This window comes from Pandoraea sp. NPDC090278, assembly GCF_044772185.1.
Lineage (GTDB): Bacteria > Pseudomonadota > Gammaproteobacteria > Burkholderiales > Burkholderiaceae > Pandoraea.
Map to the genome: position 1 here is coordinate 257,599 of NZ_JBIVYJ010000004.1, position 22,038 is coordinate 279,636.

General features: G+C 63.6%; 18 protein-coding genes. 8 read left to right on the forward strand and 10 right to left on the reverse strand.

Annotated features, from left to right (window positions below; translation table 11 throughout):
* Positions 1 to 64: 64 nt before the first annotated feature.
* The 3 genes from ACIQWO_RS16280 to ACIQWO_RS16290 form a co-directional block, all read right to left on the reverse strand.
* Positions 65 to 1,513 carry a GntP family permease gene (locus ACIQWO_RS16280; protein WP_402825983.1) on the reverse strand — a complete coding sequence of 483 codons (1,449 nt, stop codon included), beginning with the start codon at positions 1,511 to 1,513 and terminating at the stop codon, positions 65 to 67.
* On the reverse strand, positions 1,514 to 2,683 hold the full coding sequence (locus ACIQWO_RS16285) for a patatin-like phospholipase family protein (RefSeq protein ID WP_402825986.1): 1,170 nt from the start codon (positions 2,681 to 2,683) through the stop codon (positions 1,514 to 1,516).
* Between the two features lie 107 nt (positions 2,684 to 2,790).
* Positions 2,791 to 3,210 (reverse strand): winged helix-turn-helix transcriptional regulator, encoded by a 420-nt coding sequence (locus ACIQWO_RS16290; RefSeq protein WP_402825989.1) that lies wholly within the window; start codon positions 3,208 to 3,210, stop codon positions 2,791 to 2,793.
* Positions 3,211 to 3,375: 165 nt separating this feature from the next.
* Here ACIQWO_RS16290 and ACIQWO_RS16295 point away from each other — a divergent pair, with 165 nt between their 5' ends.
* Positions 3,376 to 4,377: an LLM class flavin-dependent oxidoreductase gene (locus tag ACIQWO_RS16295; protein ID WP_402825992.1), complete on the forward strand. Its 1,002-nt coding sequence runs from the start codon at positions 3,376 to 3,378 to the stop codon at positions 4,375 to 4,377.
* A 64-nt stretch (positions 4,378 to 4,441) separates the two neighbouring features.
* Here ACIQWO_RS16295 and ACIQWO_RS16300 read toward each other — a convergent pair whose 3' ends face one another.
* Positions 4,442 to 5,710, reverse strand: a complete 1,269-nt coding sequence (locus ACIQWO_RS16300; RefSeq protein WP_402825995.1) for an NAD(P)/FAD-dependent oxidoreductase — start codon at positions 5,708 to 5,710, stop codon at positions 4,442 to 4,444.
* A gap of 122 nt (positions 5,711 to 5,832) precedes the next feature.
* The gene (locus ACIQWO_RS16305) at positions 5,833 to 6,666 is read right to left on the reverse strand and encodes an aldo/keto reductase (protein WP_402825998.1); all 834 of its coding nucleotides are present in this window, start codon (positions 6,664 to 6,666) and stop codon (positions 5,833 to 5,835) included.
* A gap of 575 nt (positions 6,667 to 7,241) precedes the next feature.
* Here ACIQWO_RS16305 and ACIQWO_RS16310 point away from each other — a divergent pair.
* The gene (locus tag ACIQWO_RS16310) at positions 7,242 to 7,814 is read left to right on the forward strand and encodes a cytochrome b (RefSeq protein ID WP_402826001.1); all 573 of its coding nucleotides are present in this window, start codon (positions 7,242 to 7,244) and stop codon (positions 7,812 to 7,814) included.
* Positions 7,815 to 7,901: 87 nt separating this feature from the next.
* Here the strand turns inward: ACIQWO_RS16310 and ACIQWO_RS16315 are convergent, their stop codons facing one another.
* From ACIQWO_RS16315 to ACIQWO_RS16325, 3 genes are all read right to left on the reverse strand, one after another.
* On the reverse strand, positions 7,902 to 10,091 hold the full coding sequence (locus tag ACIQWO_RS16315; RefSeq protein WP_402826004.1) for a TonB-dependent receptor family protein: 2,190 nt from the start codon (positions 10,089 to 10,091) through the stop codon (positions 7,902 to 7,904).
* 200 nt (positions 10,092 to 10,291) lie between these two features.
* Complete coding sequence (locus ACIQWO_RS16320) at positions 10,292 to 10,801, reverse strand: DUF2946 domain-containing protein (RefSeq protein WP_402826007.1); 510 nt, start codon at positions 10,799 to 10,801, stop codon at positions 10,292 to 10,294.
* 311 nt (positions 10,802 to 11,112) lie between these two features.
* Complete coding sequence (locus ACIQWO_RS16325; RefSeq protein ID WP_402826010.1) at positions 11,113 to 11,814, reverse strand: OmpW family protein; 702 nt, start codon at positions 11,812 to 11,814, stop codon at positions 11,113 to 11,115.
* 175 nt (positions 11,815 to 11,989) lie between these two features.
* On the opposite strand from ACIQWO_RS16325, the gene ACIQWO_RS16330 reads away from it, so the two are divergent.
* From ACIQWO_RS16330 to ACIQWO_RS16350, 5 genes are all read left to right on the forward strand, one after another.
* Positions 11,990 to 14,554, forward strand: a complete 2,565-nt coding sequence (locus ACIQWO_RS16330) for a penicillin-binding protein 1A (protein WP_402826851.1) — start codon at positions 11,990 to 11,992, stop codon at positions 14,552 to 14,554.
* Positions 14,555 to 14,734: 180 nt separating this feature from the next.
* Complete coding sequence (locus tag ACIQWO_RS16335) at positions 14,735 to 15,646, forward strand: LysR family transcriptional regulator (protein ID WP_402826013.1); 912 nt, start codon at positions 14,735 to 14,737, stop codon at positions 15,644 to 15,646.
* Between the two features lie 53 nt (positions 15,647 to 15,699).
* A complete protein-coding gene (locus tag ACIQWO_RS16340; protein ID WP_402826016.1) occupies positions 15,700 to 16,206 on the forward strand; it encodes a GNAT family N-acetyltransferase in 507 nt (168 codons plus the stop codon).
* A 168-nt stretch (positions 16,207 to 16,374) separates the two neighbouring features.
* Positions 16,375 to 17,244, forward strand: a complete 870-nt coding sequence (locus tag ACIQWO_RS16345; protein WP_402826019.1) for a class I SAM-dependent methyltransferase — start codon at positions 16,375 to 16,377, stop codon at positions 17,242 to 17,244.
* A 174-nt stretch (positions 17,245 to 17,418) separates the two neighbouring features.
* Entirely contained in the window at positions 17,419 to 18,624 is a 1,206-nt protein-coding gene (locus ACIQWO_RS16350) for an NAD-dependent formate dehydrogenase (protein ID WP_150665465.1), read from the forward strand.
* A gap of 209 nt (positions 18,625 to 18,833) precedes the next feature.
* On the opposite strand, the gene ACIQWO_RS16355 is transcribed toward ACIQWO_RS16350, so the two are convergent.
* Positions 18,834 to 19,553 carry a glutathione S-transferase N-terminal domain-containing protein gene (locus ACIQWO_RS16355; protein WP_402826023.1) on the reverse strand — a complete coding sequence of 240 codons (720 nt, stop codon included), beginning with the start codon at positions 19,551 to 19,553 and terminating at the stop codon, positions 18,834 to 18,836.
* A 299-nt stretch (positions 19,554 to 19,852) separates the two neighbouring features.
* Here ACIQWO_RS16355 and ACIQWO_RS16360 point away from each other — a divergent pair, with 299 nt between their 5' ends.
* Positions 19,853 to 20,680 carry an alpha/beta fold hydrolase gene (locus tag ACIQWO_RS16360; RefSeq protein WP_402826026.1) on the forward strand — a complete coding sequence of 276 codons (828 nt, stop codon included), beginning with the start codon at positions 19,853 to 19,855 and terminating at the stop codon, positions 20,678 to 20,680.
* A 68-nt stretch (positions 20,681 to 20,748) separates the two neighbouring features.
* Here the strand turns inward: ACIQWO_RS16360 and ACIQWO_RS16365 are convergent, their stop codons facing one another.
* A complete protein-coding gene (locus ACIQWO_RS16365) occupies positions 20,749 to 21,945 on the reverse strand; it encodes an amino acid aminotransferase (RefSeq protein ID WP_402826029.1) in 1,197 nt (398 codons plus the stop codon).
* Positions 21,946 to 22,038 lie beyond the last annotated feature (93 nt).

Consider the following 22,038-nt stretch of genomic DNA (forward strand, 5'->3'; position numbering starts at 1 on the left):
GTCGCTAAGCAATGCCGAAAGGGCCGAGGATTACCTCGGCCCTTTTTCGTTGGCATCGGAACGTTCAGAACGTCCCGACGAGCGAGCCGACGACGATGACCGCGACGAGCGCGATCAGCGCACTGACGATGCTCGTCATGACGATGTCGAAGTAGCTATCGCGGTGCGTGCTGCCGCACACCGCCAGCAACGTGACGACCGCGCCGTTGTGCGGGAGGCTGTCGAGCGTGCCGGACGCCATCACAGCCACACGGTGCATCAGCGCGGGATCGATGCCGTGCTGTGCCGCGAGGCTGACGTAGGCGGGGCCGAGCGCGTCGAGGGCAATCGTGAGGCCGCCCGAGGCGGAGCCGGTGATGGCCGCGAGCAGGTTGGCGGAGAGCGCCAGCGAGACGAGCGGACCGCCGTCGATGGACAGCACCCAGTCGCGCACCAGCTCGAAGCCGGGCAGCGCGGCAATCACGCCGCCATAGCCCACCAGACTCGCCGTACACATGATCGGCAGGACGGACGCGTTTGCACCGGCGTCCATCGTCTTGCGTAGCGCGGGTAAGCGTCGCCATTGCAGGATCACGAGCACAAGGATCGCGCTCGCGAGTGCGATGCATACGCCCCACACGCCCGCTACGCTTTGCAGCGTGATGCCGCCCCATCTCGGCTCGGCGAGAAAGCTCGCGTTCAGACGCGGGAAAACGATCACGTTCATCACGAAGTTGCCGCCGATCACGACGAGCAACGGCAAGGCGGCCGTCAGAATGCCCGGCAGTGCGTCGTTGCGATGACCGGCTTCGATTTCCGCCGGATCGAATTCGCGTGCCACGCTGGCGCGCTCGCGCACGACCGTCGGGTCCGCCTTCTTGTCCCACACTTCGTTTTCCGCATAACCGTGCCCCGCACGACGCGCCTGTCCCTCGCGCCATGAGAGCCACCAGAGGCCCACACCGAGCATGATGGCCGAGGCCATCAACCCAAGCCCCGGTGCGGCAAAGGGCGTGGTGCCGAAGAAGGGCATCGGAATGGCGTTCTGGATGGCAGGCGTGCCGGGCATCGCGGACATCGTGAAGGTGGACGTCCCTAACGCAATCGCGGCGGGCATCAGTCGCACGGGAATGTTGGCTTCGCGGAACAGTGCGTGCGCCATCGGGGCGAGAACGAAGAACGCCACGAAGAGACTCACACCACCGTATGTGACGAGCGCCCCGCCGAGCACCACAGCGAACATCGCGCGACGCGAACCCAGCTTGTCCGTAAGAAACGCGGCAATGGCGCGCACGGCCCCGCTGTCCTCCATCAACTTGCCGAACAAGGCCCCAAGCAGGAATAGCGGGAAGAACTGCGCGATGAAACGCGCTGCGTTCTGCATGAACGTCTGCGTCCAGTGTGCGAGGACGGGTTCGCCTGAGAGTGCCGCAGCGAGCATGGCGGCGGCCGGGGCGAGCAGCAGCACGCTCCAGCCACGATAGGCCAGCCAGACGAGCAGTGCCAGGCCGATAAGAATGCCAGCAAGCTCCATTCAGAGGGTCTCCTGCAGCGGATCGAGATCAAGCGAGGAGCGTTTGCCCAGATCGGCGCCGTGTTCGTGCAGGAAGGCGTCGGCGCAGCGGCGGCCCTCGTCGCGCAACATCACCAGGAAGTCCCATTCGGCCGAGAGCTTTGACGAGTAGCCAAGTGTCGTCATCATGTCGCTCGCGATCCTGTGCATACGCATTTGCGCCCAGCGCTTGCCTTCGTCGCTCCCGGCATCCACGACCTGACGCAGCACCGCGATCATGCGCAACTCTTTGAGCAGCGTGGCGTTGAAGGAGACTTCGTTGACGCGATTGAGAATCTCGCGCGCCGAACGCGGCACCTCATTGCGCTCGACCGGATTGACCTGCACAAGGATGGTGTCGCACGACACGGTCTCGCGCACCAGCGGCGTGATCGACGGATTACCCGCGTAGCCGCCGTCCCAGTAGGGTTCACCATCGATCTCGACGGCGCGATACAACATGGGCAGGCAGGCTGAGGCGAGCAGAACGTCCGGGGTGATCTCGGCGTTGCGGAAGACGCGACCTCGTCCGGTACGCACGTTGGTCGCTGTGATGAAGAGCTGGATGGGGGCGGCATCGGCGCTTTTGGAGATGCCGTCGAAGTCGATGTGATCGGCCAGCAGGCGGCGCAGCGGGTTGAATTCGAGCGGCGCGAGGTCGTAGGGTGACACGACGCGGGCGGCGAGATCGAAGAACATGAAGAACGGCGAGTTATCGAGCGACCAGCGTCCGAGCACAATGTCGAGCGGCGTACGACGTAGCGGGCTGAAGCGTCCCGCATGCGCGACGTCTCGCCAGAACTGTTCCAGCGCACCGCGTGCCGCATCGGGGCCGCCGCGCGCGTAACCGGTCGCGAGCACTGCAGCATTCATCGCGCCAGCGGATGTGCCGGAAATGCCTTCGATGCGGAAGGGAGCGTTGTCGATGTCGTGCGAAATGGCTTCGAGCAGACGGTCCAGCACGCCCCAGGTGAATGCGCCATGTGCGCCGCCGCCTTGTAAGGCGAGATCGACGGGGAGTGCCCCGCGGGCGGTGGTGCGTGCGCCGGACGGTGCGCGTGTGGCGCTAGCGGCCCGCCCGGATCGTGCGGCGGGTGTGGAGGAGGCGGGGAGCGACGGCTGCACCCGCGAGGTGGATTTGGAGCGTGGCATGATCCCTCGGCGATGCGGCGTCGCGCCGGTGGGCGTCAGCCGCGGGGGTCGTTACGAGAGTACGGTTGCAGCAGGTACGCAGTTTGCGCTGCAACATAACCACTGTCTCAGATAACCGTGAAATGGGCAACCTCGCCATCGGTGCCCCCGTCGGCCGGGTCCTGCGACGGTTTGCCGCGACGCAGACTCAGCTGTGCGAGCACGTCCGCATGCTGGTTGCCCCAGCGGTACAGCATCTCGATCGGCTCGATGAAAAGCTCGCCGAGCGGCGTCAGCGAGTATTCGACCTTGGGCGGCACCACGGGATACACCTCGCGGTGAATCAGGCCGTCGCGCTCCAGCTCACGCAGCGTTTGCGTGAGCATCTTCTTCGAAATGCCCGGCAGACGGCGCTGGAGTTCGCCCGTTCGCGTCGTGCCGCACTGCAACGCGTAGAGCACCATGCTCGTCCACTTCACGCTGAAGAGCTCCAGCACGCGACGCGGCACGCAGGTTTCCTCGAAAACGAAGGGTTCGGGTTTGCTCATGGTAACTAAATGGTGACTATTCAACTAAAAGGTGCCTACTGGGGATTTTGACCCTTCGTCACTATACTTTGGCACGATAGTGCGCGTCACCTGTAGTGCATCGATCAGACACGATCTGGCATCGACCCACCGGGGTGCGACGCGCGCAAGCTAACGGAGAGCCCCATGAGCAGTTTGTCGAAAACAGCCCTCTCGATGCTGGATCTGGTGCCGGTGCGCGCTGGCGGCACGGTGGCTGAAGCCCTGAAGCAGTCCACGGAACTGGCCCAGCACGTCGAGCGTCTGGGCTTTACGCGTTTCTGGCTGGCGGAACACCACAACATGGATGGCATCGCCAGTTCTGCCACCGCGTTGCTGATCGGGCATATTGCCGACAAGACGTCGCGCATTCGCGTCGGTTCAGGCGGCGTGATGCTGCCGAATCACCCGCCGCTGGTCGTCGCCGAGAACTTCGGCACGCTCGCCGCGCTGTACCCGGGACGCATCGACCTGGGCCTCGGCCGTGCGCCGGGTGCCGATCAGGCGACGATGCGTGCACTGCGACGCGACCGTCTCGGCAATGGTGACGACTTCCCGGAACAAGTGGCTGAACTGCGCGCGCTGCTCGCACCGGCGCAACCGGGGCAACGACTGGTCGCCACGCCGGGCGCGGGCAGCGACATTCCTGTGTGGCTGCTGGGGTCGTCGCTGTACTCGGCGCAGCTCGCGGCGCATCTGGGGCTGCCGTACGCTTTCGCATCGCACTTCGCGCCGCGTTTCCTGTTCGATGCGATTCGCATCTATCGCGAGATGTTCCGCCCGTCGGCCGTGCTCGATAAGCCGTACGTGATGGTCGGCGCGCCCGTCGTAGCCGCTCCGACGGACGAGGAGGCGAAGTTCCTCGCGACGTCGTCGCAGCAAAAGATCCTGGCGCTGATGCGTGGGCAGAGTCTGAAGTTGCAGCCGCCAGTGAACGATATGGACGAGCGCTGGGATCCGGCGGAGCAGCACTCGGTGGAAGCATTCCTCGGCGTGGCCGTCGTCGGCGGGCCGGAGCGTATCAAATCCGGCCTGTCCGATCTCGTCGAACGCACGCAAGCCGACGAACTGATGCTCGTGACCGACATCTACGATCCGGCGCTTCGCCTGCGTTCGTGTGACATCGTCGCATCCGTCTGCAAGGACTGAGCGCTAATCTAGCGCGACCGTGATGCTGCAGACGGTGCCGGATGCGATGGGTGCGACGGATGCGCTAGCGGAAGCGCCCGACGGAGAACGGTGAGAGGTCGATGGACGGCCGCTCCCCGTTCACCAGCCCGGCGATCGTGCGTCCAGTGGAGGCTGCGGCCGTGAGCCCCACGTGTCCGTGTCCGAAGGCGTAAAAGGCATTCGGCACTTTCGACGCGGCGCCCAGCACCGGCAGCGAATCCGGCGTGCTCGGACGAAACCCCTGCCAGCGTGCGCCATCGACTGATTGCGTCGACTTCACCCCCTGTACCGCGCCGGGGAACATCTTGTGAAGCTGGCCCAGCAGCAGATCGGCACGTCGCCAATTCGGCGGCGCTTGCAGCCCTGCCAGCTCGACCGTGCCCGCACCGCGAAGGCGGCCGTTCATCGGCGTCGCAAACAACTTCCCCTCCGCCCACATCACGGGGCGCGACGGCATCTCGTGCGGCGTCGGAATCTCCACGTGATAGCCGCGCTCGGTGTCGAACACGATGCTGTCGCCCAACTGCTGCACGAAGGGCGCCGACCACGCACCAGCCGCGACGACGACGGCGCTTGCGGCTTCGCGTCCCTTGTCCGTATGCACTGCCACGGCCTGTGCGCCGTTGGTTTCGATGGCCGTCGCAGCCGCATCGACGAGGCGTCCGCCTCGCGCCACGACCTGAGCGGTCAGACGCGCCAGCAACGCGCCCGGGTCCGATGTGTGCCCCGTCTCGCTGATATAACGCGCGCCGATGAAATCGTTCGATAGCGTGGGTTCGAACTCGCGAAGCGCACCGGCGTCCAGCGTGTCGATCTGCACGCCGTTGTCACGCCGCAAGGCCATGCCGCCTTCATCGCCTGCCATGCCGTTCTCACTGGAATAGGCAATGAGATATCCGCGACGGGTCACGAGGTCGTTGGCGTTGGCATCGTCAAGCAAGGGTTGATACGCGTCGAGTGCCGGGCCGAGCAGGGCGCGCAACGCGCGTGCCTGCTGTGCAACCCGTGCGGGCTGACTCGCCGCGATAAAGCGCATCAACCACGGCACCATGCGAGGCAGATAGCCCCAGCGAAGCACCAGCGGGCCATCCGGCTGCATCAGCCATCCCGGCACTTGCCAGAGCACACCCGGCATGGCGATAGGGACGACCGACGAACCGTTGATACAACCGGCATTGCCCAGCGACGCCGCCTGACGCGCCGACTGCCGGTCGACGAGAGTCACGGCGTGCCCTGCGCGCTGAAGATAGGCGGCAGTACACACGCCAACCAAACCGCCCCCGATAACGACGACGGGACGTGAATCGCTCATGAAGCCGTCCTGCGAAAATTCGAAAACGCCTAGTGTACTGCGTCGGGCCTGCGCGACCGAGGGCCCTCAAAATTCCATTGCATTCTGCAATCCGTTCCTCGACCCGTGCTCAGATCGCGGTATCAGATCATTTCCAGCGGACGTTTGCGTGACGGCGCTTCGAAGTGGTGATCGAGCAGATCCAGTTCTTCGTCGCTCAGCTTGATGTCGTGCGCGGCACGGTTCGCACGCACGTGGGCCTCGGACCCGGCCTTCGGGATGGCGATGACGCCGGGACGGCTCAGCACCCAGGCCAGCGCAATCTGTAGCGGCTCGACGTGACGCTTTCGCGCGATTTCGCTAAGGACGCCATTCGTCGGCAAGCGCCCTTGTTCGATGGGCGAGTAGGCCATCATCGGCAGTCGATTCGTCGCAAGCCAGGGCATCAGATCGTACTCGGGGCCGCGTCGCGAAAGATTGAACAGCACCTGATCCGTCGCGCACGCGGTGCCGCCCGGTGCGTCGAACAACTCGTCCATGTCGTCCGCATCGAAATTGCTCACGCCCCATTGGCGGATCTTGCCCGCGTCAATCAGCGTTTCGAAACCGGCAATCGTGTCTTCGAGCGGCACATCACCACGCCAATGGAGGAGGTACAGGTCGATGCGGTCGGTGCGCAGACGCTTGAGGCTTCGCTCGCACGCCGCGACTACGCCACGTTGCGAGGCGTTATGCGGATACACCTTGCTCACGAGAAAGACCTCGTCGCGCAAGCCATCGAGCGCTTCGCCAACGAGGCTCTCCGTCGCGCCTTCGCCGTACATTTCGGCGGTATCGACCAGCGTCATGCCAAGCGAGACGCCCAGACGTAACGCGGCGATTTCTTCGCGACGGCGCTCCGGCTTCTCACCCATCATCCATGTGCCCTGCCCGAGCACCGGGACAGTGTCGCCTTGGGGGAAAGTGGTTGTTCGCATGATCTGGCCTCCTGGATTTTGATGAACATTATCTGCCTGCAAGTCGAGCCGTGACCAGTGCTGTGAGGGCTTCACGCAACACTTCAAGGTGTCGTCCTATCTTTTGGGTCGGATTCGTCCTAGGCACGGTGCAGACATCGCCGCTTCTGCATTCGTGCACCCATTCTCTCGGATAGTTCACAAACCTTTCATCGCTGTGTCGCGATAGGCTGATCTCACCGATGCACATTGCGAATGTTGCTCCGCAGCGAGACGGCTCGGTGATGGCTCCAGCGATGTGTGTCGGGCCTCGTTGAGCAAAAGGAGACGAACGGAGAGAAAAAGAAAGCCCCGCGAGGGGGCTTTAAAGGCCGACCGGGCGTGCGCCGGCCAAGGAGGTTCATCGATGTGGCACCGCAGCGAGTCTGTGTGCCGAGGCGATATTGTCGGCACAGTCGGCGAATCGATGGGAGGGAGGAATCCGAATGTCGAGGAGAATTTTCGCGTAACAAAATGTGACGATTTGCAGCCTGTTCGCGTCGGGAAGCGGGCGCGATAATGGGGATCGCCTAAAACAGCAGAGGAGTCCCCCCGAGATGGCCAAAGCGATCAAGTTCCACTCACTCGACTCACCGCTCTCTTCCGTTCAGCGCTACACACCGCCCGCGATCTTTTTTCACTGGCTGGTGGCGCTGCTGATCGTGATTGCGTATGCCGCCGTGATCACGAAGGGATATCTGCCGAAAGGCAGTGCGCCGCGAGCGCTGAGCATGACGATCCACGAGTGGGCCGGAATCGCCGTGCTGGTCGTGGCCGTGCCGCGTTTGCTCTGGCGTCTGATCAAGGGATCGCCGGGGCCGCTGCCCGGTCAGGGATGGCTGGTACGCACAGGGTCGTCACTTGTGCATCTGCTGCTTTACCTGTTCGTCTTCGCGCAGCCGGTGCTGGGTTATCTGACGCTGAACGCAGGTGGGCACGTGCTGACGATTCCGGGGTTGGATATCGCGCTGCCGCAGTTCATTGGCAAAGACGACGAAATGCGCCGGTCCATCAAGGAGATTCACGAAACGCTGGGAAGCACGTTCTACTGGGTGATCGGCTTGCATGCGCTGGCAGCGTTGTGGCATCACTATTTTCGTCGTGACGACACGCTGCGTCGCATGCTGTGAGGGTTCGATCCGAGCGTACGAGTGCGACGCGAGAGGATCGCGCGCCCGAAGATTTTCCGAGCGCGCGTGTGGTTCGATCAGGTTTGATCAGAACGCGAAGCGAACACCGGCAAACACGCTGCGACCGTCTCCCGGGTAGAACACGGCAGTGTTGGCCGCGCGGGCGTCGGTGACGGTGCTGAAATCCGACACATAACGCTTGTCGGTCAGATTGCGCGCATCGACATAGAACGTCACGCCTCGCTGGATCAGATACGACGCCTGCAAGCCGATCAGTGTGTAGCTGGGCACGCGCATCGTATTGGCGTAGTCGACCCATGCGCCGGTGGGCACCCAGTCGAGCGACGCCGCGATCTGGAATCGATTCGACAGCGCGTAGCCGAGCGTGGTGCGCAGCACATTGGTCGGCACGCCAGCAATGCGGTTGTTGCCGTATTGCGGATCGTCACGGAAGCGGAAGTCGCTGTAGTTCCAGATTTGCGTCAATGTCACGCGGTCGCCGGTGGCCGCCACGTTCTTGAACAGGTCGACGGATGCGCCGACTTCAAGACCCTGAAGCACGGTCTTGTTCGCATTGAAGGTCGATGCGGGAACGTCGGGAGACGTCGTGTACTGGAGCAGTTGGTCGCGCACGATCGAACGGTAGGCGGTGACGTCCCACGCTACGCGATCGAGCTTGCCGCGTGTGCCGACTTCGAGCGTCCACGCATGTTGCGATGCCAGCGGCACGAACCGCGACGTCGCCCCGAACGTCTGCGACAGATCGGTGAAGTCGGGCACGTCTGCGCTGCGCGTGATGTCGATAAACGCCTGAACGTCCTTGCGCGGCTCCCACAGCAGGCCGATCTTGGGATTCACACCGGAGTAGGCGGCGCTGGTGGAGCGATAGTTAACGTCGCCCGGCACGCCGCCGTAGTCGATGTACTGACGAACGTCGCGGTAGGCCTTGGCACCGATCATGAGGCCGAGCGTGGGCAGGAAGAACAGGCGGTTCTCGAAATACGCCTCGTAGTTGTAAGCGCTCTGACGGGAGTCGAGCGTCTGTGCGCCGCGATTGCCGTTCACGTTGACGTATTGATCGGCCTTTGTATTGCCACCGAAGAAGCGCGCGCCCACGATCAGGTCGTTACGCATGCCCGCGAGTGTCAGGTTCGCCGTGTAGCGGGGGGCGACGCCGTAGGTCCAGCCATCCTGATCGATGACCTGGAAGATCGGGTGATACAGACTCTTGTGAATCACCCACGACGCGATATCGAGCTGGCCGACATCAAAGCGAATCGTGGTCAGGTTGCCCAGTCGTTCGGTGCGGGTGTTGCGCGCCTGATCGCCGGAGACTGCGGAGGCCGCCGCCTTGGTGGGATTGTTGAGCGCATCGAACAGCGACAACGTACCGGGCAGCTTCTGGTCGACGATGTAAGCGCCGAAGAAGAAACGCGTTTCCACGCGCGGCGAGAATTTGTAGCCGATGTTCGCGTTGATCTGGGCGTAGTTGCCCTTCGCGTGATCGCGATAGCCGTCGGCCCGGTTGAGCGTCACGGTCGCGAGCGCATCGAGCGGCCCGAAGATGCGCGACATCTGTCCGCTCGCGCGAACGGTGCCGAAGCTGCCGCCTTCGAGCCGGAACTGGTTGGGGGCCTCTGCAGTGTAGGCCGTGGGCGTGACGAAGTTCAGCGCACCGCCCAGCGTGGTCGAACCGTAGGTGAGACCGTTGCCACCCTTGTAGACCTCGGTGGAGCGCAGGCCCATCGGGTCGATCTGGTAGTAGTCGCCGCTGCCGTCGGCCGAGTTGGTCGGAATCCCGTCCTGCAGGATTTCGAGGCCGCGTACGTGATAACCGCGTGCGATACCGGAGCCGCGAATCGACACGCGTAGTTCCTGCCCGTACCGGTTCTGGACATAGACGCCGGGGCTGTCCTTGAGCACGTCGCGCAGGTTGAACGCGTAGGTGTTCTGGTAGCTGTCGGCGTCAACGAAGCCGACGGAGCCCGCCGTCTGGAAAAGGTTGGCCTTTTGCTCCTCCACGCTGGGGGACGTAAGCGACTCTGCCGGGGCAGTCACGTTGGTAGCGGGCAGCGTGGCGGTCGGTGCGGCTGCCGGTCCGACCGCGGGAGTGCCTGCGGCAAGGACCACGGGGGCCACAGGATTCACGGCAGCGGCGCCCGCCGAGGCGACCGAAGCTGCGGGGTTCGAGGTGAGGGCGTGTGCTGCGCTGCCCAGCGAAGCGAAGGCGAGCGCGATGGCCGCTTGCAACGGCTTCTGCGTCATGAAACGTGACATGAATGTCTCTCTCGCGACCGTATGACGGCCGCCTGATGATCGTGAGTGTCGAACGCGTCCGTTGTCGGCCAGGCACGCATGGCGGGCCGCGCGGTCGCGAGACGAGCGCGAGCGTCAGGGCAAGCCGGGAGGCAGGCAGAGCAAAGCGGGTTCGACAAAAGCCACCGGCATTGACAGGCAATGGCCGGAAGTCGGGAGGATCAGACGGCGAGAGACGGTGGCGCGCGCGCTAAAGCATCGGCGAAACGGGCGCGCGGGAAATGTGGCACCGGAGCCCGGGGGGCGGCAACGATACCAGCCGGCGCGGCAGGCGGGGGGAGATGGAATGCGGTGGTGACGAGCGGCTGATGTGTCCACAACGCGCAATAGCCGCACTTCTCCCAGTGATCTGCTGAGTCGAGCGAGTGGCCGGCGTTGCCGTGCTCGCTGTGCAGACCCGTGGGCTGAGCTTGAGCAGGATTGGGCGCAGGCGGTGCCTGCGCGTCGCCATGGCCGCTGTGGCCGTCATGCGCGGGCTCCCGTTGGGCGTCAGCGCGCGGGGTGGTGTTCGTGCCCAGCGAGGCCTGTGTGCCCTGCACCGTGCAGTAGACCGCGAACGGATCCGTCTGCATCGCGGCGCGCCATTGCGCAATCGCAGGCATGAGCGCAGCCAGCAGGATCGCCAGCAGGGCGATCCCGATTGCGACGCGATGCTGACGAAGCTTGCGCATGCTGGGCCGGATCAAACAGATGGATGAAAAATACGGGAATCGCCGGGCTGTCGAGTGGATCAGCCCGCGAGAGTGTCCTGCGATGACGTCATAAGCTCATCACGTCATCAGCTAACCGCGCGGATCGCCGCGAAGGCAAAGGCGTGGATCAGGCGACTCTCGGGAAAGGAGGCATTGTAGGGGGTCTTGTCGAGGGGCGTAAATGCTTTGCGTTCGCATGTAGGGACGACGCGACAATTTGCCGCATCGTCCGATGGAACCAAAAAAAGGAGCGCCACGGCCCCCCGGCACGTGGCGCCCCACACCGGATATCAGAACTTCATGCCGACGCCTACGCCGACGATCAGCGGATCGATGTGCAACGTGCCGAGGTCGGTGCCCGCGAGCGACGTATCGGTCTTCATCCAGATCTTCTTGATGTCGATGTTGAAGAAAAGGTTTTTCGTCATCTGAATGTCGACACCGGCTTGCAGCGCCGGTCCGACGCTGTGGTTCTTGATCGAGATCGGGGTGCCGCCTGCATTCAGGTTGCTGTTCCAGAAGCGCGTGTAGTTGATACCGGCGCCAACATACGGACGCACCTTTCCCGCGTGATTGAAGTGGTATTGCAGCAGGAGTGTCGGCGGCAGCACGTTCACGCCGCCGAGGTGCCCGAGGTTCGACGTGAGTTGATGGCGCGACATGCCAAGAATGAGTTCGACGCCCACGTTGTCGAGAATCATGTACGTGAAGTCGAGTTCCGGCACGATGGCGTTGTTGACGGTGACGCCGAGCGTCGGCAGAACGCTGCCACTCGCATGCGAGTCCGGCAGGATACCGATGGCGCGTACGCGCGCGAGGATGTCACCGGCATAGATGCCCTGCGAGCTGTCCTTGATGAAACCGAAGGTCTTCGTGGGGGCCGTGTTGTCGGCGGCCTGTGCCGTGCTTTGTGCGAAGGCAGATGCGCTGAAGAGGGCGGCACCGGTAGTCAGTGCGGCGGCGAGAGCCGTGGCGCCGAGGGAGTGCTTCATGATGTTGTCCAAAGTCGTGAGTGAGCACGACCGATGGTAGAAGCACGATGCGCTGCGGAACTTGATGCGCGTCAAGCGAGAGACAGCGCGCACGCGTGATGCGACAAACTGTCGCGTGCGCCGGTTTTGGTAGGATGCGGACTTTGCCACGCATTCCCCCATCGTGAAGCGCCCGATTTCGTCGCTGTTTTCTTCGCTGCTGCACGCCGTCGCCCAAGCAGGTCGACGGGGTCTTCGCCTTTTGCAACCGCTGGCCCCGTATGCAGCGCGCGCCTGGCATCACCTGCGCCATCCCACGCGTCGAGGTGTGCTGATCGGCATCGCGGCGCTGCCTTGTCTGCTCGTCGCTTATACGCTGATCCTGATTCCGTTCACGCCGAGCATTCGCGACATTCGCCGGGCCAAAGTCGACCAGCCTGCGCAGGTCTTGTCCGCCGATGGGAAGCTGTTGGCCGAGTTCCGGCCGTCGAACCGCGAGTGGGTGGCGTTGAAGGACATCTCGCCCAACGTCGTCAAGGCGTTGGTGTCGACGGAAGACCATCGCTTTTACGAACACCACGGCATCGATCTGAAGCGTACGGCAGGGGCGGCGCTGCGCACGTTCTCGGGCGACCGTCAGGGCGGCTCGACGATTACGCAACAGCTCGCCCGCAATTTGTACCCGGACGACATCGGCCGCGCCCCGACGCTCACTCGCAAACTCAAGGAAGCGATCACCGCGCTCAAAATCGAGGCGCTGTACACGAAGCCCGAGATTCTCGAGACGTACCTGAACACGGTGCCCTTCCTGTACAACGCATACGGCATCGAAATGGCCGCGCGTACGTACTTCGACAAGTCTGCCGATCAGTTGGACGTCGTCGAAGCCGCCACGCTCGTCGGCATGCTCAAGGGCAACAGCTATTACAACCCGGTGATCAATCCCGAGCGCGCACTGCAACGCCGTAACACGGTGCTTGCGCAGATGGTGAAGTTCGGCGATCTCGATGAATCGAAGCTCGCGGCGCTGCAAAAGCGGCCGTTGCGCGTCGACTTCGAACGTCAGACGGAAGAGCCGGGGCCCGCACCGCACTTCGCACTGCAATTGCGCAAGTGGCTGATCGGCTGGGCGGATCGCAACGACTACAACATCTACTCGGACGGTCTGGTGGTGCACACCACCATCGACGCGCGCTTGCAGTCTATGGCGACGCAAGCGCTCACGCGTCAGGCGAATCAATTGCAAGGCATTGCCGACGCGAACTGGTCGGCACGCGGTGGTTGGCGTGACAGTACGGCGCTGGTCCAGTCGTTCGTGCGCGAGACGGCGGAATATCGCAACGCCGTGGCCGGGGGCGAAGCGCCCGAAGCGGCGATGAAGCGTCTGTTCGCCGACAAGACGTTCATGCAGAACCTGCGCACGACGAAGACGCGCGTGCAAGCCGGTTTCCTCGCCATCGATCCGCGCACCGGCGAAATCCGCGCGTGGGTCGGCAGCCGCGACTTCACGACCGATCCGTTCGATCACGTGCAGCAGGCGCGTCGTCAGCCGGGTTCGACGTTCAAGCCGTTTGTGTATGGTGCGGCCTTCGTCAAGGGACGCAAGCCGGACGACACCATCGTCGATCAGGTCGTGGAGATTCCGCTCGCGGGCGGTGAGATCTGGCGACCCAGCGACGACACCACGCCAACCAACAAGCCGATGAAGCTCGCCGACGCGCTGGCGCAATCGCGCAACACCGTCACGGCGCAGTTGATGCAGGATGTCGGACCCTCGCGTGTGGTCGGCCTCGCTCGCGCGATGGGCGTGCGCGAGAGCAAGCTCGATCCGGTGCCATCGCTGGCGCTGGGCACGAGTCCCGTCTCGCTCAAGGAAATGGTTGCGGCCTACGGCACGATTGCTGACGGCGGCGAGTATCGCGAGCCGACGATGGTCACGGAGATCACCAACAGCGAAGGCGAAGTGCTGGCGACGTTCTCACCGGCGCGACCTGAGCGCGCGCTCTCGGAGAACGACGATTACACGTTGCTCGACACCATGCGCGGTGTCATCAATCGCGGGACCGGCAATGCGATCCGTACGCGCTTCGGCATTCGGGCCGACGTCGCGGGCAAGACCGGTACCACGCAGGACAACGCCGACGGCTGGTTCATTCTGATGCAGCCGCAGTTGGTGGCGGGCGCATGGGTCGGCTTCAACGACAGCCGCATCACGTTGCGCAGCGACTACTGGGGGCAGGGCGCACACAGTGCATTGCCGATTGTCGGGGATGTCTTCTCGCGTGCGTTGCGCGCGAAGGTCATCGACGGCAGCGCAAAGTTCGAAGCGCCTGACAATCATCACTGGTACAGCGACTGGTGGACGCGCGCCTCGGACTGGGTGACGGGCCTCTTCGCGAAGCAGCCTGAACCCAAACCCAAAGCGCCGGTGAAACGCCAACCGACACCTGTCCCTGCACCGGCCCCCGCGCCGTCGGTCTCGACGCCGGATGCGGCCAGCGACAGCGGTCCGTTGCCGGTGCCGGTCGCATCGGCCGTGCTCGCTCAGCCGCAGTACACGCAACCCGCGAGCGCCTCACAAGGCACGACTATCCCGGGTGTGCCCGGCGAGTGGAACGGCCCGGGCGGTTCGTCCGGGACGGGGTCAGGTGGGGCAGCGACGCCGGTCACGCCGTCTGCACCGTCAACGTCGCCTGGTGGGATCATCCTGTCCCCGGCGCCCGCGCCGCAAAGCCCAGCGCCGTCGGCTCCTGCCCAGTAACGGCGGCGTCACCCGCCCGCTATCCAGCGGGCTGATTTTCCATAACAGTTATGCGACTTTCTCATGACTGGACCGTCATTGCTTGCGCTATATTCATAACAATATAGCGGTGGCGACACGTGTCGCCCGCAGCATCGGCGTCATCTTGGGCGCCGATGACAAGAGGAGGGGACGCAAGCCATGTTCATCCGGCAACTGAGCTATCTCGTGGCGCTGTCGCAGGCGCAGCACTTTCGTCGCGCGGCCGAGCTGTGCAACGTGTCGCAGCCGACGCTCTCCGGCGCGATCCGAAGCATCGAGGAAGAGTTCGGGCTGCCGATCGTGCGGCGCGGACGTCGTTTCGAGGGCTTCACGCCGGAAGGCGAGCGAGTGCTGGCGTGGGCGCGTCAGGTGCTGGCCGACTGCGAGGGCTTGCGTCAGGAGGCCAGTGCGAGCCGCCGCGAGGTCACCGGATGCCTGCGTATCGGCGCAATCCCCACCGCGTTGCCGCTCGTCCCTCTGCTCACCGACGCGTGCCTGCGCGAGTTTCCCGGCATGCGCCATGAGGTCTATACGCTCTCCGCGACGCAAGCGTTGCGTCAGCTCTCCGAACTCGATCTGGACGTCGGCCTGAGTTATCTCGACGATCCGCGTCTGCGCGAATTCGAAACCATCTCCCTGTTCCGTGAGCGCTACGTGCTGATCGCGCGCGACGAGTCTGCGTTGTCGGGCCGCACGTCGCTGTCGTGGCACGAAGCGGCGAAGCTGCCGCTGTGTCTGCTCACTGGCAACATGCAGTGTCGTCAGGGGATCGATGCAGCGCTGGCGCGCGCGGGCACGTCGGCATCGCCGCGCGTGGAGACGGATTCGCTGATGGCGCTGTACGCGCACGTGCGTTGTGCGGGGCTGTTCAGCATCGTGCCCCACAGCGTGCTGTGTCTGGCGGAGATGCGCGACGAGTTACACGCCGTGCCGTTGCAACCGGCGCTGCATCGCGAGATCGGTCTTATTCTGCGCGAGCGGCTGCCCCGTCCGCCATTGCTGGACGCCGCCATTGCCGCCTTTCGCTCAGTGGATCTGCAAACCCGGCTGGACGCATTGCTGCCTGCGTAAAACTGCACGCATCGGTCCATCGCAACCTCGCTTGCGCGGCATACAATGCCGCCATGAACCTACAGATCCGAAGCGAAGCTGCTGCCGACGTCGACGCCATCGAAGCGCTGACCATCGCCGCCTTTCAAGACGCACCGCACACCGCGCATACGGAGCAGTTCATCGTGGCTGCATTGCGTCGCGCCGGACAACTTAGCGTATCGCTCGTTGCAGAAGATCGCGGTGTCATTGTGGGACACGTGGCGATCTCTCCGGTCACGATCAGCGACGGTGCCCGAGAGTGGTATGGCCTTGGTCCGATTTCCGTCGCCCCTGATCGTCAGGGCGAGCGCATCGGTAGCCAACTCATGCGCGCGGCGCTCGACGCGCTTCGTCGACTGGGCGCAGCCGGTTGCGTCGTGCTGGGCGAGCCGTCGTATTACGGACGGTTCGGTTTCCGCGCCGACCCGTCGTTGTGTTTGCCGGACGTGCCCGCCGAGTATTTTCAGATGACGCATTTCGACGGCCCGATGCCGACCGGCACGGTCGCCTACCACGACGCGTTCAACGCCACCGCTTGAGCCGTCGCCAGCGCCGGGTAGCAGGCGATCCGGCAAAAATCCCTTGACCTAAAGTCGACTTGAATTGCCACACTGCATGTCATAGGCCATGCCGGGTGACGTTCGGGACATCGTGGGGATCGACCGACGTCCGCATTGGCATGCGCCTCCACCGTATCGACATGAGGGATGCCAATGACCGAAAACGCGAATCAAGATCAGTCCGAACTATGGAACGGCCGCTCGGGCAGTGCGTGGGTGGACAACCGTGCCGCGCTCGACCAGATGTTCGTGCCGCTCGCGAGGTTTCTCATCGACCGCGCGCGCGACGTTGCGCAACAAACGCCCTCGGGGCGTTTGCTCGACGTCGGGTGCGGCACAGGCGGCGCAACGCTCGCGCTGTCCGCCGCGCTGGGTCATTCCTGGCAACTCACGGGGGCCGACATCTCCGCACCGATGATCGAGACGGCGCGTACCCGCGCGGCCAACGCTCGTGCACCGGTCGAATTTCTTTGCGCCGACGTGCAGACGCACGTGTTCCCGCAAGCGCATTTCGATCTCATCGTCTCGCGGCTTGGCGTCATGTTCTTCGACGATCCCGTTGCCGCCTTCGCCAATCTACGCGCGTGCGCCTACCCGGGGGCGGCGCTCCACACGCTCGTGTGGCGAGGGCCGTCGGAGAATCCGTTCATGACTGTCGCCGAGCGTGTCGCCGCGCCGTTACTCTGCGGCTTGCCGCCCAGACAGCCGGGCGGGCCGGGGCAGTTCGGTTTTGCGGATCGCGAGCGCGTCGCGGCCATCTTGTCGTCGGCCGGGTGGGAGGATGTCAGGCTTGAGCCCGTGCACTTCGATTGCACGTTCTCGCAGGCCGACTTGCGCGATTACGCGTCGCGTCTCGGGCCGGTGGGACTGGCGCTCGTCGGTCTAGATCCGGCAAAGCGGGAGCACATCGTAGACGCCATCGTCGACGCCTATGCGCCATTCGTCGCGCAGGGTGAGGTGCGCTTCACCTCGGCGTGCTGGCACCTTTGCGCACGTGCACCGTCGGGCGACGTCTGAGGCCACCGCGCGTCAGCCACATCGCTTTGATAGGTCTCGCCGATCAACCGATCGACCGGAACGATTTTCCAGACGAAACGCATACACCGATCATTGGCCTCAATGCAGCGACGCCAACGACGTCAGCGTCGCCAAGCAGACATCTTGCAGATAACCATTCAGGAGTGAGACACCATGGCCAAGATTGTTTGTGTACTGTACGACGACCCCGTTACCGGCTACCCGAAGACCTACGCTCGCGACGATCTGCCGAAGATCGAGTGCTACCCCGACGGCCAGACGCTGCCCACGCCGCGTGCCATCGACTTCCAGCCGGGCGCATTGCTCGGTAGCGTGTCGGGTGAATTGGGCCTGCGCAAGTACCTCGAATCGAACGGCCACGAACTCGTCGTGACGTCGAGCAAGGACGGCGACAACAGCGTGCTCGACCGCGAACTGGCCGACGCCGAAATCGTGATATCGCAACCGTTCTGGCCCGCCTATATGACGGCCGAGCGTATCAAGCGTGCGAAGAAGCTGAAGATGATCGTGACCGCTGGCATCGGCTCGGACCACACCGATCTGCAAGCCGCGATGGAACACGGCATCACCGTTGCGGAAGTGACGTACTGCAACAGCAACAGCGTGGCAGAACACGTGATGATGACGACGCTGGCGTTGGTGCGTAACTACCTGCCGTCGTATCAATGGGTGCTCAAGGGCGGTTGGAACATCGCCGACTGCGTCGAGCGTTCGTACGATCTGGAAGGCATGCATGTGGGCACGGTGGCGGCAGGGCGTATTGGCCTGCGTGTGCTGCGTCTGATGAAGCCGTTCGGCACGCATCTGCACTACCTCGATCGTCACCGTCTGCCGGAATCGGTCGAGAAGGAACTCAACCTCACGCACCACACGAGCCTTGAGAGCCTCGCCAAGGTGTGCGACGTGGTCACGCTGAACTGCCCGCTGCACCCGGAAACGGAGCACATGATCAACGCCGACAGTCTGAAGCACTTCAAGCGCGGCGCCTACCTGATCAACACGGCGCGCGGCAAGTTGTGCGATCGCGATGCCGTCGCGGCAGCGCTCGAAAGCGGCCAGCTCGCGGGCTACGGCGGCGACGTCTGGTTCCCGCAACCGGCACCGGCCGATCACCCGTGGCGCAGCATGCCGCACCACGGCATGACCCCGCACATTTCGGGCACGAGCCTGTCGGCACAGACGCGCTACGCAGCTGGCACGCGCGAAATCCTGGAGTGCTACTTCGAGAACCGTCCGATCCGCAACGAGTACCTGATCGTGCAGAACGGCAAGCTCGCCGGTGTGGGCGCGCACTCGTACAGCGCTGGCAACGCCACGGGCGGTTCGGAAGAAGCCGCTCGCTTCAAGAAGTCGGCCTGATGCCCTTCATGCGTGAGCATCAGTCTTGCTGATTCACCGCAGTAACGTTGTTCCGGTAGTTCTTATGCAGTTCCTGGCTGTACCCGCTGGGTCGTCGGTCCGACGCCCAGTGGGGTAGTACCTCCTCGTGCAACATCGCGATCTCAAACCGGTGCGTCGTTTCGATGCACCGGTTTTTTTTACGTCGCGAAATGCACGTCACATCACGCTCAGGCGGGGCGCTTCGGAATCTCCAGTCCGCGAATCACTGCCGGACGCGCCACAAATGCGCCCAGCGCGCGCTGCACGTTCTTGAACTGATCGAAGCCAACGAGATCCCCCGCCTCATAGAAGCCGACGAGGTTGCGCACCCACGGGAACGTAGCGATATCGGCGATGGTGTATTCGTCGCCCATCAGCCACTGGTGGTCGGCCAGACGTGCATCGAGCACCGCGAGCAGGCGCTTCGACTCGGCGACGTAACGGTCGCGCGGACGTTTGTCCTCGTAGTCCTTGCCTGCAAATTTGTTGAAGAAGCCCAACTGGCCGAACATCGGGCCGACGCCGCCCATCTGGAACATGACCCATTGCAGCGTTTCGTAACGCGCGGCCGGATCGATGGGCAGCAGCTTGCCGGTCTTCTCGGCGAGGTACCAGAGGATCGCGCCCGACTCGAACAGCGGCAGCGGCTTGCCGCCAGGACCGTTCGGATCGAGGATTGCCGGAATCTTGTTGTTCGGGTTGAGCGAGAGGAATTCCGGCGTGAGCTGATCGTTGGTCTGGAAGCTCACCAGATGCACTTCGTACGGCAGCCCGATTTCTTCGAGCATGATCGACACCTTCACCCCGTTGGGCGTAGGCAGCGAATACAGTTGCAGACGCTCCGGGTGCGCGGCAGGCCACTTGCGCGTGATCGGAAACTGGGACAACTCGGCAGATTGATCGGACATGGGGATCGACGCATTCGGGATGAGCGGCCAACTGCGCCGCGGGACGCCCAATATAACGCCAAGCGCGCGGACGTGCTGGCGCGTGCACCGTCTGCGTCGGGGCGTGCACCAGCGTTGTGCCGGACACCGAACGGCCCTTACTTCATGACAGCCATAGGGCAGGTTTCGTGAATGTCCCTCACGCGCTCATCAAAAAAACTCACCTTGTAACGGCGCTCATCGACGCCTTAAATTAAAAGCCTTCGCTCGCGTCGGCCTTCTGCCGGTGCACGAACTCCCCCTCACTCAAGGATGACACCATGAGCACGTTCAAGACGAAGGATGGCACCGCGATTTTCTACAAGGACTGGGGCAAGGGCCGCCCGGTCGTGTTCTCCCACGGCTGGCCGTTGAGCGCCGACGCCTGGGACGCACAAATGCTGTTTCTGGTGCAACACGGTTATCGCGTGATCGCACACGACCGACGTGGCCACGGCCGCTCGGAGCAGCCCGGTACCGGTAACGACATGGACACCTACGCCGACGACCTCGCCGCCCTTGTCGAGCATCTCGATCTGAACAACGCCACGTTCGTCGGCCATTCGACCGGCGGCGGCGAAGTCGCGCATTACCTGGGCCGTCACGGCACGAAGCGCGCGGCGCAGGCCGTGCTCATCGGCGCCGTGCCGCCCGTCATGCTCAAGTCGGACAAGAACCCGGGTGGCCTGCCCATCGGTGTGTTCGACGAAATCCGCGCGAATGTCGCGGCCAATCGTTCGCAGTTCTATCAGGATCTGGCGGTGCCGTTCTACGGCTACAACCGTCCGAACGCCAAGACGTCGCAGGGCGTGATCGACGCCTTCTGGGCGCAGGGCATGTGGGGTTCGCACCTCGGCCAGTACCTGTGCGTGAAGGAGTTCTCCGAGGTGGATTACACCGAAGACCTGAAGAAGATCGACGTGCCGACGCTCGTGCTGCATGGCGACGACGATCAGATCGTGCCGATCGACGATTCGGGCAAGCTCACCGCGCAGATCGTCAAGAACGCAACGCTGAAGATCTATCCGGGCGGCGCGCACGGCATGTGCACCGTCGAAGCGGATAAGGTGAACGCCGATCTTCTGGAATTCCTGAAGCAGGCGTCGTAAGCCTTTCGTCGCGCCAATGAAAAAGGGACGGCAATCGCCGTCCCTTTTTTACCTCAGCGAGCGCAAGCTCAGCCGTTCAGCACCTTGGCGATGCTGTCGGCCACGACGGCGACGTTGCTCTCGTTCAGCCCGGCCACGCACATGCGGCCCGAGCGGATCAGATAGACGCCGTGGGCTTCACGCAGCACGTCGACCTGTGCGGCCGTCAGACCCGTGTACGTGAACATGCCACGCTGCTCCAGATAACGCGAGAGCATGGTGTCCGGCACATGGCCGCGCAGACCGTCGTGAATCGCACCGCGCATGCGCGTGATGCGCTGGCACATGGCCGCGAGTTCCTCTTCCCACGACTTGCGCAGCTCCGGCGTGCTCAGCACCTTGGCGACGATCTTCGCGCCGTGCGTGGGCGGGTTGCTGTAGTTCGAGCGCACGGCGCTCGTCAGCTGGCCCAGCACGCGATCGGCAGCTTCCGACGATTCGCAGATGACCGACAGGCCGCCGCAACGCTCGCCGTACAGCGAGAAGTTCTTCGAGAACGAGTTGGCGACGAAGGCGGGCAGGCCCTGACGCGCCAGTTCGCGAATCACGAAGGCGTCGGCTTCGATGCCCGAGCCGAAACCCTGATACGCCATGTCGACGAAGGGCAGCAGTTCGCGCTTCTTGAGCACTTCGATCAGTTGCACCCATTGCGCGTTGTTCAGATCGACGCCGGTCGGGTTGTGGCAGCAAGCGTGCAGCAGCACGACGCTACGGGCAGGCAGCTTGTCGATGGCGTCGACCATCGCTTCGAATTGCAGGCCACCGGTGGCTTCGTCGTAATACGGATACGTATTCACGGTGAAACCGGCGCGCTCGAAGATGAAGCGATGGTTATCCCACGTCGGATCGCTCACCCACACTTGCGAGCCGGGGAAGTAACGCTTGATGAAATCTGCGCCGACCTTCAGTGCGCCGGAACCGCCGAGCGTCTGCACGGTGGCGATGCTGCCGTTCTTGCGCGCGGGCGAGTCTTCGCCGAACACGAGACCTTGCACGGCGTCGCGGTAGTTGGCAAAGCCAGCCATCGGCAGATACGGCTTCGGACCGACTTCGGCCAGCAGCAGCGCTTCGGCCTGACGAACCGCGTTCATGACCGGCAGACGGCCCGCATCGTCGTAATAGATGCCGATGCTCAGGTTGACCTTGTTGGTACGCGGATCTTTCGCGAAATTCTCGTTGAGCGAGAGGATCGGGTCACCGGGATAGGCATCGATGTGTTCGAACATGGCAGTTCCTGGAATAGCGATGGAATAACGATGGGGTAACGCTCGATGATACCGCTAGTGCGGCACTGCCGGGTGTACGCCGGGCGTCGAAAG

Excerpts from the sequence above, each read along its gene's own strand:
- ACIQWO_RS16280 (WP_402825983.1), bottom strand. The coding sequence starts at position 1,513 with ATGGAGCTTGCTGGCATTCTTATCGGCCTGGCACTGCTCGTCTGGCTG.
- ACIQWO_RS16285 (WP_402825986.1), bottom strand. The coding sequence starts at position 2,683 with ATGCCACGCTCCAAATCCACCTCGCGGGTGCAGCCGTCGCTCCCCGCC.
- ACIQWO_RS16290 (WP_402825989.1), bottom strand. The coding sequence starts at position 3,210 with ATGAGCAAACCCGAACCCTTCGTTTTCGAGGAAACCTGCGTGCCGCGT.
- ACIQWO_RS16295 (WP_402825992.1), top strand. The coding sequence starts at position 3,376 with ATGAGCAGTTTGTCGAAAACAGCCCTCTCGATGCTGGATCTGGTGCCG.
- ACIQWO_RS16300 (WP_402825995.1), bottom strand. The coding sequence starts at position 5,710 with ATGAGCGATTCACGTCCCGTCGTCGTTATCGGGGGCGGTTTGGTTGGC.
- ACIQWO_RS16305 (WP_402825998.1), bottom strand. The coding sequence starts at position 6,666 with ATGCGAACAACCACTTTCCCCCAAGGCGACACTGTCCCGGTGCTCGGG.
- ACIQWO_RS16310 (WP_402826001.1), top strand. The coding sequence starts at position 7,242 with ATGGCCAAAGCGATCAAGTTCCACTCACTCGACTCACCGCTCTCTTCC.
- ACIQWO_RS16315 (WP_402826004.1), bottom strand. The coding sequence starts at position 10,091 with ATGTCACGTTTCATGACGCAGAAGCCGTTGCAAGCGGCCATCGCGCTC.
- ACIQWO_RS16320 (WP_402826007.1), bottom strand. The coding sequence starts at position 10,801 with ATGCGCAAGCTTCGTCAGCATCGCGTCGCAATCGGGATCGCCCTGCTG.
- ACIQWO_RS16325 (WP_402826010.1), bottom strand. The coding sequence starts at position 11,814 with ATGAAGCACTCCCTCGGCGCCACGGCTCTCGCCGCCGCACTGACTACC.
- ACIQWO_RS16335 (WP_402826013.1), top strand. The coding sequence starts at position 14,735 with ATGTTCATCCGGCAACTGAGCTATCTCGTGGCGCTGTCGCAGGCGCAG.
- ACIQWO_RS16340 (WP_402826016.1), top strand. The coding sequence starts at position 15,700 with ATGAACCTACAGATCCGAAGCGAAGCTGCTGCCGACGTCGACGCCATC.
- ACIQWO_RS16345 (WP_402826019.1), top strand. The coding sequence starts at position 16,375 with ATGCCAATGACCGAAAACGCGAATCAAGATCAGTCCGAACTATGGAAC.
- ACIQWO_RS16350 (WP_150665465.1), top strand. The coding sequence starts at position 17,419 with ATGGCCAAGATTGTTTGTGTACTGTACGACGACCCCGTTACCGGCTAC.
- ACIQWO_RS16355 (WP_402826023.1), bottom strand. The coding sequence starts at position 19,553 with ATGTCCGATCAATCTGCCGAGTTGTCCCAGTTTCCGATCACGCGCAAG.
- ACIQWO_RS16360 (WP_402826026.1), top strand. The coding sequence starts at position 19,853 with ATGAGCACGTTCAAGACGAAGGATGGCACCGCGATTTTCTACAAGGAC.
- ACIQWO_RS16365 (WP_402826029.1), bottom strand. The coding sequence starts at position 21,945 with ATGTTCGAACACATCGATGCCTATCCCGGTGACCCGATCCTCTCGCTC.